Below are 17,679 nucleotides of genomic sequence, written 5' to 3'. Positions count from 1 at the left end.
AGAGTCGCGGCCGTCCGGCCGCCGTTTCGCGAGCCGGCGGGCTAGGCCCACTGACCGAATTGCGGCTTGAGGATTTCGTTGACGTCCACGCCGACCCCGCCGACGCTGCGTTTGTCGATCTCGACCTGGTGCAGATGGGCCGCCGGATGGGCGTATCCCTTCGGCGAGCCCCAGTTGTGCTGCCAGAAATAGGAGCCCAAACCGTCGTGCAAGGCCCAGTCGATGGTCTTGGAGTTGGCGTACACACCTGTGCGCTGATGTCCGATCACCGACTCCCAGGACCTCAGGTATGGCGCAATCAGCTGCTTGTACTGCTCATACGAGGGATCGTCGTCGATCGAGGCGTAGATCGGGGCGCCGGCGGGTCCGCCCGCCGCGGCGTGCAGCTGCATCCCGCGCTGCGCGTGCTGCAACCCGGCGTTGGCTCCGCCGAGCCAGTCGGCGGTGTTGCCCTTGCCGTACTGGTAGCAGGAAACGATCTTCAGTCCATTGCTGTTGAGGTCACGCGCCTCGGCGATCTGGATCGGCTTGCCCAGCATCCAATTGCCGCCGGGGCGCCGGTCGGACACATACCTGATCGAGCCCACGGCACCCGCGGCCCTGATCTGGCTCGCGGGGATCACCCCGGCCGCGTAGTCCAGCAGCGTGCCGAGCGACGCCGACGCCGGCGCCGGGCGCAACGATGCGCCCGCGAAGCCCAGGCCGAGAAGAGCGGGGGTCGCGGCCGCCAATTTGAGCACGTCGCGTCGCGAAACCGAGGGCACAAGCGACAGGGTACGACAGGAACACCATCTGGCACATTGACCACACGGGTCACATCTGCATCACAGTGCCGCATTCTCGGTTTGGGCGGGCGGCAGCGCGGGCAGGACGATGACGCTCACCGCCTCGAGGCCGCGGCGAGCGGCCTGGCGGGCGACCTCGTCCAGGAAGTGGGCCGCGGCCGCGTTGATCGACCCCGCCCACGTCCGGAAGCCCTGGACGATCACCGGGTCACGCTCCAACGACGGCTGCACGCCCCGCAGCACGCCGACCACGTCGTCGGGGAGCGGATCCGCCACTTGGCGGTCGATCCAGCTGTGGGCGAGTTTGGTTGCGGCCGCGAGATCGTCACCCAACCCGACGACGTCGCCGGCCAGGCCGCGCAACCGATCGAACAGCACCTGCCGACCCGGCGTCTCGGCGAGCTCCCCCAGCAGCGTGCTGGCGGCCGGCGGCAGCACCATCTGCCCGAACAAGGCCGGAACCGGCAGTTTCCACTCGTCGAACAGGTCGGCGTACATGGCAGCGACGGGCTCGGACAGCGGCGCGCTGAGCCGACCGATGACACCGATGCTGTCGCGGTGTGTGGTCGCCAGCCTCCGCAGGATGTCCTCGTTGACGTCGGCATCGGCGCAGTCGGTGGCGGCGCGCGATCGGTCGATCGCCGCGATCAACTGGTCCAGCCGGTCGCGCTGCCGCACCAACAAAGTCCGGTGCTCGTCGAGAACACCCGCCAACGTGGTGCGGCCACCCGCGACCAAGCGCTGAATGTCGTTGATGCCGACGCCGAGACTTCTCATCAGGTCGATGCGCAGCAGATCGAGCACCTGCTCCGCATCGAAGACCCGATAGCCGTTGGACAGATGTTCGGCGCGCAGCAGGCCGATTTTCTCGTAGTGGCGAATGCGACCGGAGGCGATCCCCGTCAGGGCCGTGACGTCGCCAATCAGCAACTGCTCAGCCACGCCTTGACCTTACAACTGTGACAAGGTCTGTACTGGGCGGATGGAACGCGACCAGCTGATCGACCTCACCCGCCGCGCGTTGAAGCTGGCGCGGGACAAGACCACCGACCTCGCCCCGACGGAACACCGGGTCGAGGCACGGAGCTACACGTCGGCCGAACGCCACGACCGGGACCGGGCCATGGTGATGGCCAGCCCGCAGTTGGTCGGTTACGTCTCGGAACTGCCCGCCCCCGGCGCGTACTGCACGAAGACGGTGATGGGCCGCTCGATCCTGTTGACCCGGACGGCCGACGGGTCGGTCAGGGCCTTCAACAACGTCTGTCTGCACCGCCAGTCCCGGGTCGCGACGGGCTGCGGCAGCGCGAAGCGGTTCACCTGCCCGTATCACGCGTGGACGTACGACAACACCGGCCGGTTGGTCGGCTTGCCCGGCCGCGAGGGCTTTCCCGGCGCGGCGATCGCAAGCGCGGCGAAGCCGGGCGCAGCGGGTCGCCGCATCGACAGCGCAGCCGTCAAGTCCGACGGTCTGACCGAGCTTCCGGCCACCGAGTTCGCCGGATTCCTCTGGGTCGCACTGGATCCCGGGGCCGAGCTGGACGTCGCCGCACATCTGGGCCCGCTGGCCGACGAGCTCGATTCCTGGGGCATCGGGCGGTGGTCGCCGCTGGGTGAGAAGGTGCTCGACTGCCCGATCAACTGGAAGCTCGCGGTCGACACGTTCTCCGAGAACTACCACTTCGCCACCGTGCACCAGCAGACCTTCGCCACCATCGCCCGCAGCAACTGCACGGTCTTCGACGCGTTCGGACCGCACCACCGGTTGATCTTCCCGCTCAACACCATCCTGGCGCTGGACGACGCCCCGGAAGAGCAGTGGGATCCGTTCCAGAACATGGTCGTCATCTACGCGCTGTTCCCCAACATCGTGCTGTCGGTGACCATCGCCAACGGCGAGCTGTTCCGGATCTACCCTGGCGACCGGCCGGGAAGATCGATCACCGTGCACCAGAACTCGACACCGCTGGACGTTTCCGACGAATCGGTGGCCGCCGGCGCGCAGGCCGTGTTCGAGTACGCCCACGCCACCGTTCGCGACGAGGACTACCGGCTGGTCGAGGCCCTGCAGGCCAATCTCGAGTCGGGCGTCAGCGACCACCTGCGGTTCGGTCGCAACGAGCCCGGGCTGCAGCATCGCCACAACGCATGGGACCGTGCACTTGCCGCGGACCCCACCTCGCCGAGACCGTAGATTCGCGGCGCCAACGTCGAGTAGACCCTCGCTGATCTTCCGTCTCGGCGGGCCGCTCCGCCCTCAATCGGCCGCGGACAGCACGGCGATCAGGTCCTCGAGAAGGGTTGTCAGCGAGCCGCTTTCGACGGGCTTCACCCCGGCCAGCAGCTCGGCCGCTTCGCGTCGCCGGCCGGCGGCCAGCAGCTGGCCCAACACATCCGCCACCGATTGCAGGTCCCGGCCGGCCGGCTCCATGTCGGTGACGGTGGTGGCCAGCACCTCGACCAACTCCCAGTCCCGGTACAGGGCCAGCGAGCGCTCGTTGAAGGCGAAGCCGGTCACGGGTTTACCCCACAGCGTTCCGCTGTAGCGGTACGGACCCTCCATGTATTCGATCGGCAGGCCGTGCGCCGGGGCGGGCACCAGCGGCTCCCCGACGATGTCGAGTTGCAAGGTGCGACAGGTGATCCGGTGCCGGTCCGGCAGGTAGCGGGCGGGCGCCTGCGGCCGCACCAGCGGTCGCACGGCTTCGGGCCATCGCACATAGCTGCTGACCGTCACCTCGACGTCTTCGGCGCATTCCGGCGGTATCGCCGGGTCGGGATGACTGGTCGTCACGCCGGTAAACGGTTGCAGCGCATTGCCGTTGGTGCGGTCGAACTGCCGCCAGATGCTCAGGTCCACCCCGTTGTCGAAGTTGATGGTGCGCCATTCATGGGACCGGGCGCGCGGGTCTCCCCCGGTCCCGCCGCCGCCGGCGTATTTCGGGAACCACTGCCGGTCGATGTGCCCGCTGCTGCCCGAAACCTGCTGGACCAGATCGCCCCAGCGCAACGTGCCGGTCATCGCCATGCCGGTCTGGAAATACGAATAGGTTTCGTCCTGACCGAAGCAGCAGATCTTCCCGTTGTACGTCGAGGCGCCCACCGGCGTCGGCGCACGCGTGGGGGTGACGGCCAGGTCCAGCCGCATGGGGCGACCCGCCTGGTCCTCCCCGACCAGGCTGACGCGGTAGGTGTACGGCAGCAGTCCCCCGTCGGCGTCGCGGCACGTGGTCCACGACGCGGTGCCGACCCCGCTGGAGTAGTGGATGTCGAGATACCCCGGGACCAGCGCCAGCTTGCGCGGGGCCCCCGGTTCCAGGCTGGCCGGCGGCATGTCGTAATCGGTATAGGTGCCGTAATCGCCGGAATCCAGGTCGAACAGCGCCATCGTGTAGAAGTCGGCGACCACCGTGCCGCCGGGACGGTTTTTGTTGAAGATGGTCAGGAAGGCGAACGACCGCCCGGTCTCGGCGGCGTCCAGCTGTCCGGCGATGAACCAGGTGTCCGACTCCTGATCCGGATGCTCGCCCTCGGCGGCGGGAAAATCCAGCTGGCTGTCGCCGGGCACCAACTGGAAGGGGTAACTGCGCCAATCGCTGTTCATATCGGGCCTCGCTGCTTTTTTCGCTATGTTAGCGTCAATAGCGAAATTCCCGGTCACTGGCTCTCTGCGCCCAACCCCCTCGAGGAAGTGCCCGATGACAGACAACACCGGCCACCGGTATTACGACGAACTCTTCATTGGCGGTCAGTGGCGCAAACCCGCCAGCCCCCAACAGCTCGCCGTCATCTCCCCGCACTCCGAAGAACCGGTCGGCCACGTCCAAGTGGCCGGGCCCGAGGACGTCGACGCCGCCGTCGCCGCCGCGCGTCAGGCCTTCGACCGCGGCCCGTGGCCCCGGATGACCCACGCCGAGCGGATGGCCAAGGTCGAACAGCTCGCCGCGATCTACGCCGGCCACATCGAGGAGATGGCCGACCTGATCACCGACGAGATGGGTTCGCCGCGCAGTTTCAGCCGAATGGGCCAGGGGGCGGCCGCGGCGTCGCTCATCCATCTGGCCCTGGCCGCCGCGCGCGAGTTTCCGTGGGAGGAACGGCGCCAGGGCGTGCTCGGCGAGGTGCACCTGCGCAGGGCACCCGTCGGGGTGGTCGGCGCCATCGTGCCGTGGAACGTTCCGCAATTTTTGATCATGCCCAAGCTGATCCCGGCGTTGATCGCGGGCTGCGCGGTCATCATCAAACCCGCGCCCGAAACCCCTTTGGACGCTTTGTGGTTGGCTGAAATGATCGAGCAGCTGGACCTGCCCGACGGGGTGGTTTCGGTGTTGCCCGGCGGGCCCGAGATCGGCGAGGCGCTGGTGCGCCACCCCGGGGTGGACAAGATCGCGTTCACCGGGTCGAGCACCGTCGGGCGCCGCATCGCCGCGCTGTGCGGCGAGCAGCTCAAACGCGTGAGTCTCGAACTGGGCGGCAAGTCCGCGGCGATCATCCTCGACGACGCCGACATCGGCAAGACCGTCGCCGGGCTGAAGACCGCGGGCCTGATGAACAACGGCCAGGCCTGCGTCGCGCAGACCCGGATCCTGGTCAGTGACCGCCGGCACGACGAGGTGGTCGAGGCTCTCGCCGACATGATGTCGGCCCTCAATGTCGGCGATCCGGCCGACGACACCACCGACATCGGACCCCTTGTCGCGCAACGACAACAACGCCGCGTCCAGGACTACATCAAGTCCGGTCAGGCCGAAGGCGCCCGCGTCGTCCTCGGCGGCCAGGACAGCCCGTCGACACGGGGCTGGTACGTGCGGCCGACCCTGTTCGCCGACGCGACCAACGACATGCGCATCGCCCGTGAGGAGATCTTCGGCCCGGTGCTGACGGTGCTGCGCTACCGCGACGAGGACGATGCGATCCGCATCGCCAACGAGAGCGACTACGGTCTGGCCGGGTCGGTGTGGACCTCCGACGTCGCACACGGCCTGGAGATCGCGGCGGGCGTGCGCACCGGCACCTACGGGATCAACATGTACACGCTGGACATCGGCGCCCCGTTCGGCGGCTTCAAGCAGTCGGGCATCGGACGCGAATTCGGCCCCGAGGGCCTGCACGAATACGTCGAGCTTCAGACGCTGGTGTGCAAGGGGCAGCTGCCGCCGCTCTAACCGCCGTCCGTGACGCCCTTCGCCTAGGTCGCCCGCCCGCTCTCCGGCACCTGCAGCGTGAGCTCGACCGGGCAGCACAGCACGCCGCGCTGATTCGTCACGTGGATTTCGATGTCGACGAGGCAACGCGGCGGGTCCACCGAGGTGTCGCGCCGCTTGGCGACGGCGCGTCCCCGGCCGATCATGGTGTCACCGGCATACACCGAGCCCGTCAGCCGCAACGAGCGGCGCACCACGCGACTGCTCGGCCCCGCCCAGTCGGTGGCGATGCGGTCGGCGAAGCCGGCGAGATGCATCGTGTTGACATAGATCGTCGGATTACCCTGGCGCCGAGCGTATTCCGGGTCGAAATGGCCCGGGAAGTAGTCCCACGTCGCTCCGGCGTTCTCCACCACGCGCTGGTAGCTGATCTCGTCGACGATCTCGGGCAGGTCGACCGGGACGGCGATCTGGTCGAAGTCCAGGCCGCCGTCGCTCACGCGCCCGCTCCGGGCGTGAAGCGGAACAAGGTGTTTCGGGACGTGGCGACCACCGCCCCGTCCTGGCGGCGATAGGTCTCGAGCGTCTCGACGAAGTGTCCGACCCCCAGGCGCGTACGCTTCTCGGGTGACACCGAAACCAGCTCCTCGACGACGGTGAGCACGTCGCCCTCCACGATGGGCTGGAGGAACTCAACGTCGTTGGCGGCGTTGATGAATGTGGTCCCCGGCAGCGGCACCCGCAGCACCAGGGATGCCACCGGCGGCCTGCCTTGCGGCTCCCATGGCGGTGGGATCAGCCATCCCATCAGCAGGGCCGGCGGCGCCAGCAGACCGCCCCACCTCCGGCGGGCGAACTCGGTGTCCCAGTAGGAACGATTGCCGTCGTGAACCATCGCCGCGAACAACTGGATGCGCGCCCCGCTCACTGCGGTGGCCGCGGTGCGCGGCTCGCTCGTCGCACCGACCATCCGCAGCGCGTCTTCGTAGGTGCCGAAGGCCAGCCGGTAGCTGAGGTCCGGGTCCACGCCGCTCACATGACGAGCGGGTGCCGGCTGGGCACCGAATCCCACTGCAGCGCGCGGGAAGTGAAGTACCAGCCGCCACGCTCGTAGATCAGGGTGTCCCTGAACATCCCGGTGGCCCGCAGCGTGGTGTCGCCGTACATGGCGGCGTAAAGCACCGCGATGCAGCGCTGTGTCGCGTTGACGCCGTCGACGCGGATCTCGTGGTCTACGGTGACCAGCCGTTGCCCGTCGCCGCCGTCGAACGCCGCACGCAGATCGTCGAACGTCTCGCCGTCACGTTGATAGGTGGCGCCGGAGTGCCGGAACGTTGCGATCCAGCGCTCGCGGTCGCCCTCGGAGTACGCCCGGTTGTGCCGCGCGTTCAGGTTGAGGATGGCGCCGCGACCCATGGCGGCCTGCAGCATTTGCTGTTCCTGGTAGGACATGGTCATTTTGGTCTCCAGCCTCTCCCGGATGGCCGCCAACAAGGGAAATGGTGCAACACTAAATTGACTAACCGAAGATTACGTAACATTAACGTAACTCACCGGCTAACGATATAGCCCTGAGCTTCACGATCCCACGCCTCCCGAGTCACCCCCCGCTCGCGCAACAAGTCTTTGCGGGTTCGCCCGATGACATTCTTCGGGAGTTCGCCGACGACCTCCACGAACCGGGGCACGCAGAAGTACGGCATTCGGGCCGCGCAGAAATCCAGCAGCTCGGTGAAATTCATTGTGGCCCCGGGCCGCAACGTCACAACCATCAGGATGTCGTCTTCGCCCAAGGCGCTCGGCACCCCGACCGCGGCGGCTTCGGCCACGGCGGGATGGCCCATGACAACGGCCTCCACTTCGACCGAGGAGACGTTTTCCCCGCGGCGGCGCAACGAATCTTTTCGGCGGTCGACGTAGGCCAGGTTTCCCTCGGCGTCGAGCCGACCGAGGTCGCCGGTGCGAAACCAGTGCGGGTGCTGGATCACCCGCATGCCGTGGTCGACATACCCTTCGCTCATGACGTGCGGATGCCGAGGGCGGCAGGCGATCTCGCCGACCGCACCGGCGGGCAGCGCGTCGCCGCTTTCGTCGACGATGCGCACCTCGAAAAGTGGATTGGGCCTGCCCGACGTGCCGGGCACCCCCTCGTCGGCCAGGCCCTTGACGGCGATCGGAAACGCCTCGGTCATCCCGTACATCGTGACGATGCGGCAGCCGTAACGGTTTTCGATGGCGCGATAGGACTTCGGGTCGATCGGCGCCGCGGAAACGAACCGCAGCGCGAGTTGCGCGTCGCGCGGATCCGCGGGCAGGTTCTGCAGCATCGACACCATCGCGCCGGCCCCGGCGAAGCCGATCGCGTTGCGGGCGCGGATGTCGTCCCACACCGTCCCGGGGTGAAACGCCTGCGCCAGCGCCGTCGTCGCCCCCAGCAGCATCGGGGCCAGCACGCTGGGCGCCGCGCTCAGGTGAAACAGCGGCATCGCCGTCCACAGCACCTCCCCGGCGCGCAGCTCCCAGGCCGATGCGACCGTCGCGGCCACCGTGAACAGGTAATGCCAGGTCGTGGCGACCGCTTTCGACGGCCCGGTGGTGCCCGAGGTGTAGAAGAGGCAGCCCAGGTCGCCCGCGGCCGCACCGACGTCCACGACCGGTCCGCCGGTGCCCCGGTCCAACTCCGCGTCCAGCGAATCGCCTTGCTGCACAACGGCCGGCACGAGGTCCAGCGCGCCGGCGACCTCGTCGAGCCGGGGCCGGCGCTCGGCGTCGGTCAGGATCACTTTGGCCTGTGACAGCCGCACGGCCTGCAGCAGGAAGTCCCCCTTGTTCGCCGCGTTGACGGCCGCGCTCACCGCGCCGATGCGTGCCGCACCCAGCCAGAAGTAGACCCATGCCGGGCACGTACCGCTGAACAGTGCCACACCGTCACCGCGGCCAACACCCAAGTCCGCGAGCATCTTCGCCGCGGCGCAGGACCGCCGCCGCATCTGCTCGAAGGTCACGTCGACGCCGCCGATCGACATCATCACCCGGTCGGGATGCTGCTCGGCACGCCGATCGAGGACGGCCGGCACGGTGAAACTCTCGACGCCGAAATCGGCGGGCCGGGGAGGTCCGCTCCGGTCGGGACACATCCTGCGGCCGATCAGGCTTTCGCGGCCGCCGGGTCGGGTTCACCGTCGGGGGTGTAGCCGAAGTCGGACGGCGCGGGCTGCGTGTCCGGGTAGAAGCGGTGGGCCCAGCGGCGCAGGGCGGCGTAGTCGTGCGCCTCTTCGGGGGCCAGGTTCGGCTTCTCCAGGTACTTCATGTTCTCCCAGGTGAAGAAGTCCTGCTTGATCACCTCTTGTTGCAGCGCCAGGAATTTGGCCGCGCGGCCGGTCGGCACGTCGCCCGTGTCGCCCGGTTCGCGGACGGAAGCCTGCGTATAGAAGTAATCGGTGTAGTCCTCGTCGACCGGCGTCTGCCCGGTGACCTGAACCGTGGCCACCAGCTCGCTGGGGAACCGGACCACGCCCAGTCCCAGCGAGTAGTTGTCGTAGATGATCTTCGCGTCGACCGGCCCGTTGGGGGTGAGCCACGTCGACGCGCGGCCACCGCCGAAATGGGCGTTGACGGTCGCGTGCAAGTGGTAGCCGGACACCTCGAACGACGCGGTCGTGGCGGGATTGGCGGCCTTGTGCACGTATTGCACGTGGTACGGGTCGGCGGCGTTTTCGATGATCATCTGCGGGTGAACCTTCACCCGGTTGAGCATCTGGGTGTGCGGGTGCAGCGGGTAATATTCGCCCGTTTCGAGTTCGGGCAGCACCGGGGGCTGCCAGTAGGGCGCCCTGCCGTGCCGCTCGTGCCACGCGAGGACGAAGCCGTACCACTCCATGCTCGGGTAGGTGCGGATGCGCACGTTGTTCTTGCACCCGATTTTGCTGTAGGGGATCAGCGCATTGGTGCCGTCGCCGCGCCAGCGCCAGCCGTGCCAGGGACAGACGATGTTCTCGCCTTCCACGGTGCCGCCGACGGCCAGGTTGGCGCCGAGGTGCTGACAATAGGCGTCCATCACGTGCACCTGGCCCGACTCGGTGCGGAAGATGACGAGTTCCTCGCCGAAGTAGTGGGCGCGCTTGACCTGACCGGCGGCCAGGTCGGAGCCGAAGGCAACGATGAACCAGCCCGTCGGGAACCGGTAGGTCGACAGCGCGATGCCCGCCTGCCCGAACTCGCGTTCCGAGGGATCTCCGGCCGAATCCGGCGCCGGATCAGAAACTGTATGCGTCACGAGCTCTCCATATCCCGCCCAGACCAAGGCGAGCCGAGCAACTGGGCCGCCCTAGACTCACCGCGGTTCGACGACAAGGTCTATTTTTACTATCTTAAGCATTGAACGTCAACGCGACACCAGCAACGTCCGGACAGAGCGGGGTTACAGATGACGGCTGCGGCAGTGGACCTTTCCGATTTCGCGCTGTGGCGCAACGGGTTTCCCGACGAGCTGTTCGCGGAGCTGCGACGTAACCGGCCTCTTTTCCGCCACGACCTGACCCCCGGTGTCGCCAAGACCGTCCAGCGCCAGTTCTGGGTGACCACCAAGCACCGGCACGCGGTGCGGCTGCACCGCGATGTGGACTCGTTCACCGCGGTCGACGGCCCGCTCATCCAGCCGGTCGGGATGTTCTCGTCGTATCCCACCATCATCAACATGGACCCGCCCGGGCTGAACAAGCGCCGCAAGCTGATCTCGAACGCGTTCAATCCGCGGGCGATCGCCAAGCTCGAGGACGGCATCCGGGCCAGGGCCGCGCGCATGGTCGACGGCCTGCTCGCCGAGGGCGGCGGCGATTGGATCGAGGACGTCGCCGACGCGCTGCCGATGACGGTCATCGGCGACATCATCGGCATACCGGAGGGCGACCGGCCCCGCATCTTCGACGGCCTGGACCGCATATTGAAGGCCAATTCGCCGGAAGCGCAGCTGAGCCGCCAGGACGAAACCGACCTGTACGCCAACATCTTCGGGTATGCGATGGAACTCACCGCGGAAAAGCGGCGCAATCCCACCGACGACATCTGGAGCACGCTGGCGACCGCGGTGATCACCGGGGAGGACGGCGATCACTTCAGCTTGCCCCCGCACGAACTCGAGTTCTTCTTCTTCGTGCTGGCGTTCGCCGGCAGCGACACCACCAAGAATGCGCTGGCCATCGGGCTGCAGGCGTTCGTGGCGAACCCGGAGCAGATCGAGCGCTATCGCGAGCAGGAAGCGCTGCGGCCCAGCGCCGTCGAGGAGGTGTTGCGCTGGGCGTCGCCGGTCGCCTACTGGACGCGCACCGCGAAGGTCGACGTGGAGATGGACGGACAGCGCATTGCGAAGGGCGAGCGGGTGGTGTCGATGCTGCGTTCGGCGAACCGTGACGAGGAGGTCTTCGAGTCGCCGTTCGTCTTCGACATCGGTCGTCAACCGAACCCGCAGGTGGCGTTCGGGGGCGGTGGACCGCATCACTGCCTGGGCGCCATGCTGGCGCGCGCGGAACTGCGTGCGGTGTTCGACGAACTGTTGCTGCGCTGCGACGACATCGCCCTCGGCCCGCCCAAGGTGGCTCACCCGAACCTGACCACGAACATGTCGATCTACGACGAAATGTCGATCTCGCTCACCGGGCGACGCTAGGTCGTCGCCGCCGGGGCGGGTGGGTGCCCAACCCGGGCCGTCCCGGCGCTCTCCGTCGCCGGGTGCGTCAGTCGACCAGCCGCAGCGCGGCCTTGGGGCACTGGTCCACCGCGGCCCGGACGTCGATCTCCAGCCGAGCCGGCACGGGGCCGTCCGCGATCTGCACGACGTCCTCGTCCCCCAGTTCGAAGACTTCCGGCGCCAGTGATTCGCAGAACCCGTTGGCTTCACAAAGGTTTTCGTCAACTGTCACGCGCATCAGATGCCCTCCACTTCTCTAGAGGCCCTTGGGCCGGGTCCCGATCACCCCGCTGGTTGCGAGGCGTGCCAGTTCGTCGTCGGTCAGCCCGCAGCGATCGCTCAGTACGTCTTCATTGTGCTCCCCCAGTAACGGGGGCGGCCGCAGCAGCCACTTGTCCTGCCCGGCCAGCCGGGCGAACGGCGGACAGGGATACAGGCCCGGACCGGTGCTCGCGTGGTGCAGTGTCTCCAGGAATCCGCGATGGCGCAGTTGGGGATTCTCCACGACCAGCGACGGCGAAACCACCGGCGCGGCGGGAATGCCGGCGGCCGCCAATCGCTCCACGGTGGCGTCGCGGGGCTGACCCGCGAACCATTCCGCGAGCCGGCGGTCGACGTCGTCGGCCCGGCGCCGCCGTCCTGTCACCGTGGACAGCGCCTCGCCGCACCACGCCGGCCGGTCCATCAGCTCGACCAGGGCGCACCACTGCCCGTCGTCGCGCACGGCGACCGCAATCCAGTCGTCGTCGTCGCCGGCGCAGCGGTAGATGTTCTGGATCGCGTCGCCGTCACCGCGGTTGCCCCGCCGCGTCAGCGTGGTCCCGAAGACCTCGGACTCGATCGCCTGGATCGCGGTGGCGTTCAGCACCGTTTCGAGCATCGGCAGCTCGACCAGCTGCCCGGACCCGGTCCGTTCGGCGAAGTTCAGCGCGGCCAGGACGGCGAACGCGGCGTGCACGCCGGCCAGCGGATCGCACGCCCCGCGCGGCGTGACCGGCGGAGTCTCGGGCAGTCCGGTCACCCAGGCCAGACCGGCGATCTGCTCCATGGTGGGGGCGAAGCCGACCCGGTCCCGCCACGGGCCGTCCAGCCCGAACGCGGGCATCCGGGCGACGACGAGCCCGGGATTGATGTTCAGCAGCACGTCGGCGGTGAGGCCGAAGTGGTCCATCACCCGCGGTGAGAAGTTCTCGACCACCACGTCGGCGCCCGCGGCCAGCTCGGTGAACAGGCGACGCCCGTCTTCGGATCCCAAATCCAGTGTGACGGAACGCTTGTTCGTGTTCATGGCGTGGAAGACCCAGCCGTATTCCCACCAATCGTCGACGTCGGTGCGCATGCCGCCCGAATACCGGATGCCGTCGGGCCGCTGTATCGACTCCACCTTGACCACGTCGGCGCCGAACGCGGCCAGCAGGTGGGTCGCCGCGGGGCCGGCCCAGAAGGCCGTCAGGTCGACGATGCGGACACCGGCCAGCGGCAGTCCGTCCGTCGCCGATCCGTGCGCAGACTGTCTTCGGGGCCAAGGGTTCTCGCCATTCGCCTCCCCGAGGACGGGACTGACCCCAGGCGCGGCGGGCGCGCACGCCGACATCAGCCAGGGCGCCCGGGGCTGGTGGAAGCCGGCGGGGTTGCGGACGAACGCCCCGCGCTCGCGCACGTACTCCATCTCCCGGATCGTGGAGCCGTTGCCCAGCGCCGCGATGGGCAGCCGGAAAAGCTGGCCGAGCTCGACGATCTCCTCGACGGTCCGCTCCGCCAGCCACGGGCCGATCTGCTCGCGGATCAGGTCACGGTAGGCCCACCGGCCGATCTGGAACCGCAGCTGCTCGATCTCCCCGAGCTGCGGACACTCCACCATCGCGACGAAGTCGAGCCATTGCTGGCCGGTGACCATCGTGATGCCCACGTAGCCGTCCTTGGCCGGCTCGATCGACGGCACTTCCAGGGTGCGGCGGATCGGCGGCACCCGCAGCAGCTGGGAGTGCAGCCATTCGCTGCTCTGCATCGCGGTCAGCGCCTCGAGCATGGACAGGTCGAGGTGCTCACCGGGCCCACCGCGTTCGACGCGGCGGCGCACGGCCAGCGCGCCGAACGCGGCATATACGCCGCCCATGTACTCCCCCAGGTCGCCGCCGATGGAGATGGGCGGCCCGGCGGGGTCGCCGCGAAAGCCCGGCGAGCCCGCCCAGGCTTGCAGGGTGAATTCGCTGGCCGCGCGGCCGGCGTACGGTCCGGTCCAGCCGAAGTCGGAGATGGTGACGATGACGGCGCCCGGAGAGGCGGCCAGCAGCCGCTGCGGGTCGACGCCCAGCGCCACGGCCCGCGCGTGACCGGCGGTGATCACCACCACGTCGGCGGCGGCCAGTTCCGCGGAGAGACCCTGCGCACCCGGCGGATAAGTCACGCTGCGCTTGCCGGCGTTGAGGTAAGCGAAAAACGGCGAGCTCTGTGCGTCCGGCACCGGCGATTGGGTCGCGGAGTACCGGCGGAGCCAATCCCCTTGTGGCGGCTCGACTTTGCGTACCTGGGCGCCGGCGTCGACCAACAGCTTGCCGCAGTAGCTGCCGGCTATCCGGTCACTGATCTCGACGACGCGCAGGTCGTGCAGCGGCGTGGGCCGGCTGTCGGACCGCTCGCTCACTTTTCCCGCCCTCCCGATCGGCACGCGATCGAAGAAGCTATTTATACCATTACTGCTAAAATAGCTAAGCCAGCGAGTGCTTTGTATCGAGGATCGGATGACCGCCTTGGGAATTGGGCGCGACGCCCGTCGCCGCTTGTCGGCGCCGCGGATCGCAGAAATCGTAGCCGACGAGTTGCGCCGTCAGATCATCAACGGTGAGCTAGCCGACGGCGATCTCCTGCCGCGACAAGAGGTGCTCGTCGAACAGTTCAACGTGAGCTTGGTTTCCCTGCGCGAAGCGCTGCGGATTCTGGAGACCGAGGGGCTGGTTTCAGTCCGGCGGGGCAATCGTGGGGGCGCCGTCGTGCACGCCCCGGCCAAAACCAGCGCCGCGTACATGCTCGGGCTCCTCCTGCAGAGCGAGTCGGTGGCCGTTGCCGACCTCGGCATGGCGCTGCAGGAGCTCGAGCCCGCGTGTGCCGCGCTGGCCGCGCGGCGACCGGACCGTGCGGACACCTTGGTTCCCGAACTCAACCGCGTCAACGACGCCATGGCCGAGAACATCGAGGACGGCGGGCTGTTCACCGAAATCGGCCGGGAATTCCATGATCTGGTGGTCCGCGGGTGCGGAAACCACACCATCATCGCGGTCGTCGGCAGCCTGGAAACGCTGTGGACCAGCCATGAACAGCAGTGGGCGGACGAGAGCGCGGCGCGCGGCACCTATCCCTCGTTGGCGCAACGCCGCGCGGTGCTGAGCACCCACGTCAAGCTGACCGAGACCATCGCCGAGGGCGACGTCGACCGGGCCCGCCGCATCGCCGGTCGTCATCTCGCCGACACCCAGACCTACGTGCTCTCCGGTCGGCACGATCAACGAATCCACGCGCTGTCGCCGCAAGCATTGTCGCGGACGCGGGATTTCCGGCAACCCTAAGAGGCGGCCATGAGAACCGCGTTGGTCACCGGCGGCAGCGGCGGGATCGGAAAGGCGTGCGGTCGCAAGCTGGCCGAGCTGGGTTACGACGTGGTGCTGGCGGCGCGGCGCGCGGCGCCGCTGCGCGCGGCCGCCGAGGAGATCGGCGCGCGCCATGTCGTGGCCGATGCGTCCGATCCCGACGGGTTCGCGCCCGCCACAAGCGCATTGGAGAGGATCGACCTCGTCGTCCATGCCGCCGGCACGCTGGGCGGGACGTACGCGCGCAAGCAGACGTTCGAGCAGTGGCGGACCATCATCTCGGCCAACCTGGACTCGTGCTTCGTGGTGACCGCCGCGGCGCTGCCGAGGATGCACCCGGGTTCGCGCTTCGTGTTCATCTCGTCGTCGGCGGCGCACGAACCGATGATGGCCCGGACGGCCTACTCGGCGTCGAAGGCCGGCATGAACGCGTTCGCACGGGCCTTGGCGCTGGAGGTGGACCGCGACGGCATCGCCGTACACATCGTGACGCCCGGCCCGGTAGAAACCGAGATGCTGCAGGACGTTCCCTTCGAGATGTACGCGATCCAGGTCTCCGATGTGGCCGACGCGGTCGCCTGGCTCGACACCGTCGACCCGTCGGTCGACCTGCCGGAGATCCGGCTCAGCGCGGTGCAGCGGGGCCCGTTCGCGCGGCCGCCGGTGGTGCCTACGGAAGCCCGCCGCCGGCGGCAGCGAACGCCTTGATCACCGTCTCGCCGAACTCGTGCAGGGATTCGGGGACGGCGAAGTCGGCGAACCAGACATAGAACCGCTCGACGCGCTGGGCGTCCAGCCCGTTGAAGTGCCGGATCAATTCGTCGGCATCGCCGCAGACCAGGCCCGATCCCAGGTTGCCGAACCGCCTCTGGCTCACCTCGCGCACCTGGTCCGGGTCGCTGCCCGCCCGGACAAATCCGACCATCTGCTGCACCGACACCCGGGCCGTCCCCGCGGCGGGGGCCAGCTTGGGCAACTTGTCCAGGTGATTGGCCGGCACATTCCACCAATCCGCATAGCTGCGAACGAGTTCCATCATCCGGGGACCGGTGCCGCCCAGGACGAGCGGGATCGGGTGAGACCTTCGCGGCGCCTGCGCGGGCACGCCGGATTGCTTGTCGTCGCCCCAGTACTGCCTGATCGAGACGAGGTGGCGCCCGAGCTGCTCGACCCTGGCCACCGGATCTTGCAGGCCGACATCGAATCTGGTGAACTCCGCGGGCCAGGACCCCGCCCCCAGCCCCAGATCGAATCTGCCCCCCGACGCCTCCGACAAGGTGACGGCCTGTTTGGCCAGCACGGCGGGATGGCGAAACGCGTCGCAAAGCACCAGGTGGCCGATCCTGAGCCGCTCGGTCTTGGCCGCCACCCAGGTGGCAATGCCCATTGCCTCCCAGATGCTTTCATCGGGCAGGCCCGGCGCCTCGAGGTGATCGATGAACGCCATGCCGTCGAAGCCGCTGGCCTCGGCGTGGCGTGCACGCTCGGCGATCTCGGCCGCCGACAGCCGCACCTGCGGCAGGAACAAATACCACTCGACCATGCGCCCACCTATGCGTATCTTCCGGTGCGATTGCGAACCGGGCCGCTAGTTTACTATTTTTATTATGTTAGGGGTCTTATGGATGTCGGACTGAATTCGGAGCAGCTGTCGCTGCGCGCCACGGTGCGCGACATCCTCCGCACGGAGTGCCCGCCCGACGCCGCCCGGCAAGCGATGACGGACCCGGAGCGGTGGCGGACCCTGTGGAAGACGGTCGTCGATCTCGGTTGGACGGAGCTGGCCCACCCCGGGGCCGGCGACTACGGGCCCGTCGAGTTGGCCTTGGTTCTCGAGGAATGCGGCGCCGCCGTCGCGCCGATCCCGCTGCTCTGCAGCGTCGGTCTGGCCGCGGGGGCGTTGCGGGGCGCCGGCCTCGACGCGGTCCTCACCGACATCGCGGGCGGTGTGGTGGCCACTCTGGCGGTGCACGCGCCGGGCTCGCGGCTGCCGGGGGTGCCGATGAGCCTGACCGGTGGGCGCCTGCGCGGGCACGCCGTCGCCGTCCCCCACGTGGCACGCGCCGAGCTCATCGTCACGCTGGCCCGTATCGACGACGGTGGCGTGGTGGCGGCCGTCGCGCGCTGCGGCGATGGGGTCAGCGTGGAACCGGCGGGTGAATCCACCGATCCCGCGCACCCACTTGCCGACATCGAGGTCGACGCCGAGGCGGTGGCGACCGCGCCCGTCGACGTCGAGGAGGCGTTGACCGCACCACTGGTGGCCGCCGCCGCCGACCTGGTCGGCGTGGCCGGCGCGGCCCTGCACCGCTCCGTCGAGCACGCCAAATCGCGCCGCCAGTTCGGCACGCCCATCGGCGCGTTTCAGGGCGTCAAGCACGCGCTGGCGGACAACTACGTCGGCATCGAGCGCGCGCGCAGCCTGACCTATGCCGCGGCCGCCCGGCTGGCCGATCCGGCCACGGCACCCGCGCAGGCCT

The 17,679-nt window shown here is 68.4% G+C and carries 17 protein-coding genes; 6 read left to right on the top strand and 11 right to left on the bottom strand.

Features of this window, described 5'->3' with window-relative positions:
* Nucleotides 1-41: 41 nt before the first annotated feature.
* Together HMPREF0591_RS14940 and HMPREF0591_RS14935 are read right to left on the bottom strand one after the other, a co-directional pair.
* Nucleotides 42-764 carry a DUF1906 domain-containing protein gene (locus tag HMPREF0591_RS14940; RefSeq protein ID WP_040622571.1) on the bottom strand — a complete coding sequence of 241 codons (723 nt, stop codon included), beginning with the start codon at nt 762-764 and terminating at the stop codon, nt 42-44.
* 60 nt (nt 765-824) lie between these two features.
* On the bottom strand, nt 825-1,727 hold the full coding sequence (locus HMPREF0591_RS14935; protein WP_007169423.1) for a MerR family transcriptional regulator: 903 nt from the start codon (nt 1,725-1,727) through the stop codon (nt 825-827).
* A gap of 40 nt (nt 1,728-1,767) precedes the next feature.
* Here HMPREF0591_RS14935 and HMPREF0591_RS14930 point away from each other — a divergent pair, with 40 nt between their 5' ends.
* Nucleotides 1,768-2,979, top strand: a complete 1,212-nt coding sequence (locus tag HMPREF0591_RS14930; protein ID WP_007169422.1) for an aromatic ring-hydroxylating oxygenase subunit alpha — start codon at nt 1,768-1,770, stop codon at nt 2,977-2,979.
* Nucleotides 2,980-3,042: 63 nt separating this feature from the next.
* On the opposite strand, the gene HMPREF0591_RS14925 is transcribed toward HMPREF0591_RS14930, so the two are convergent.
* Nucleotides 3,043-4,389, bottom strand: coding sequence for a lipocalin-like domain-containing protein (locus tag HMPREF0591_RS14925; RefSeq protein ID WP_007169421.1), 1,347 nt, complete (start codon nt 4,387-4,389; stop codon nt 3,043-3,045).
* A gap of 94 nt (nt 4,390-4,483) precedes the next feature.
* On the opposite strand from HMPREF0591_RS14925, the gene HMPREF0591_RS14920 reads away from it, so the two are divergent.
* Nucleotides 4,484-5,950 (top strand): aldehyde dehydrogenase, encoded by a 1,467-nt coding sequence (locus HMPREF0591_RS14920; protein ID WP_007169420.1) that lies wholly within the window; start codon nt 4,484-4,486, stop codon nt 5,948-5,950.
* Nucleotides 5,951-5,973: 23 nt separating this feature from the next.
* On the opposite strand, the gene HMPREF0591_RS14915 is transcribed toward HMPREF0591_RS14920, so the two are convergent.
* The 5 genes from HMPREF0591_RS14915 to HMPREF0591_RS14895 form a co-directional block, all read right to left on the bottom strand.
* Nucleotides 5,974-6,429 carry a MaoC family dehydratase gene (locus tag HMPREF0591_RS14915; protein WP_007169419.1) on the bottom strand — a complete coding sequence of 152 codons (456 nt, stop codon included), beginning with the start codon at nt 6,427-6,429 and terminating at the stop codon, nt 5,974-5,976.
* Nucleotides 6,426-6,899, bottom strand: coding sequence for an FAS1-like dehydratase domain-containing protein (locus HMPREF0591_RS14910; RefSeq protein WP_085981643.1), 474 nt, complete (start codon nt 6,897-6,899; stop codon nt 6,426-6,428). The genes HMPREF0591_RS14915 and HMPREF0591_RS14910 overlap by 4 nt, the downstream gene beginning before the upstream one ends.
* A 62-nt stretch (nt 6,900-6,961) precedes the next feature.
* Nucleotides 6,962-7,387: a nuclear transport factor 2 family protein gene (locus HMPREF0591_RS14905; protein WP_040622878.1), complete on the bottom strand. Its 426-nt coding sequence runs from the start codon at nt 7,385-7,387 to the stop codon at nt 6,962-6,964.
* Nucleotides 7,388-7,479: 92 nt separating this feature from the next.
* Nucleotides 7,480-9,066, bottom strand: a complete 1,587-nt coding sequence (locus HMPREF0591_RS14900) for an AMP-binding protein (protein ID WP_007169416.1) — start codon at nt 9,064-9,066, stop codon at nt 7,480-7,482.
* Between the two features lie 11 nt (nt 9,067-9,077).
* Nucleotides 9,078-10,205 carry an aromatic ring-hydroxylating oxygenase subunit alpha gene (locus tag HMPREF0591_RS14895; RefSeq protein ID WP_040622567.1) on the bottom strand — a complete coding sequence of 376 codons (1,128 nt, stop codon included), beginning with the start codon at nt 10,203-10,205 and terminating at the stop codon, nt 9,078-9,080.
* Between the two features lie 150 nt (nt 10,206-10,355).
* Here HMPREF0591_RS14895 and HMPREF0591_RS14890 point away from each other — a divergent pair, with 150 nt between their 5' ends.
* Nucleotides 10,356-11,594, top strand: coding sequence for a cytochrome P450 (locus HMPREF0591_RS14890; RefSeq protein ID WP_007169414.1), 1,239 nt, complete (start codon nt 10,356-10,358; stop codon nt 11,592-11,594).
* A gap of 67 nt (nt 11,595-11,661) precedes the next feature.
* Here the strand turns inward: HMPREF0591_RS14890 and HMPREF0591_RS14885 are convergent, their stop codons facing one another.
* Both HMPREF0591_RS14885 and HMPREF0591_RS14880 read right to left on the bottom strand, forming a co-directional pair.
* Nucleotides 11,662-11,853: a ferredoxin gene (locus tag HMPREF0591_RS14885; protein ID WP_007169413.1), complete on the bottom strand. Its 192-nt coding sequence runs from the start codon at nt 11,851-11,853 to the stop codon at nt 11,662-11,664.
* 18 nt (nt 11,854-11,871) lie between these two features.
* The gene (locus tag HMPREF0591_RS14880) at nt 11,872-14,283 is read right to left on the bottom strand and encodes a CaiB/BaiF CoA-transferase family protein (RefSeq protein WP_007169412.1); all 2,412 of its coding nucleotides are present in this window, start codon (nt 14,281-14,283) and stop codon (nt 11,872-11,874) included.
* Between the two features lie 73 nt (nt 14,284-14,356).
* Here HMPREF0591_RS14880 and HMPREF0591_RS14875 point away from each other — a divergent pair, with 73 nt between their 5' ends.
* Together HMPREF0591_RS14875 and HMPREF0591_RS14870 are read left to right on the top strand one after the other, a co-directional pair.
* Nucleotides 14,357-15,178 carry a FadR/GntR family transcriptional regulator gene (locus HMPREF0591_RS14875; RefSeq protein ID WP_040622566.1) on the top strand — a complete coding sequence of 274 codons (822 nt, stop codon included), beginning with the start codon at nt 14,357-14,359 and terminating at the stop codon, nt 15,176-15,178.
* A gap of 9 nt (nt 15,179-15,187) precedes the next feature.
* Nucleotides 15,188-15,907, top strand: a complete 720-nt coding sequence (locus HMPREF0591_RS14870) for an SDR family oxidoreductase (RefSeq protein ID WP_007169410.1) — start codon at nt 15,188-15,190, stop codon at nt 15,905-15,907.
* Here HMPREF0591_RS14870 and HMPREF0591_RS14865 read toward each other — a convergent pair.
* Nucleotides 15,870-16,742, bottom strand: a complete 873-nt coding sequence (locus HMPREF0591_RS14865; protein ID WP_007169409.1) for an LLM class flavin-dependent oxidoreductase — start codon at nt 16,740-16,742, stop codon at nt 15,870-15,872. The two genes, HMPREF0591_RS14870 and HMPREF0591_RS14865, sit on opposite strands and share 38 nt — an antisense overlap.
* A gap of 78 nt (nt 16,743-16,820) precedes the next feature.
* Between HMPREF0591_RS14865 and HMPREF0591_RS14860 the strand changes: the two genes are divergently transcribed.
* On the top strand, nt 16,821-17,679 hold an 859-nt coding region (locus tag HMPREF0591_RS14860), incomplete at its 3' end, for an acyl-CoA dehydrogenase family protein (RefSeq protein WP_007169408.1).

Source organism: Mycobacterium parascrofulaceum ATCC BAA-614 (assembly GCF_000164135.1).
GTDB classification, from domain to species: domain Bacteria; phylum Actinomycetota; class Actinomycetes; order Mycobacteriales; family Mycobacteriaceae; genus Mycobacterium; species Mycobacterium parascrofulaceum.
This window is presented reverse-complemented; position numbering and strand designations above follow the sequence as displayed.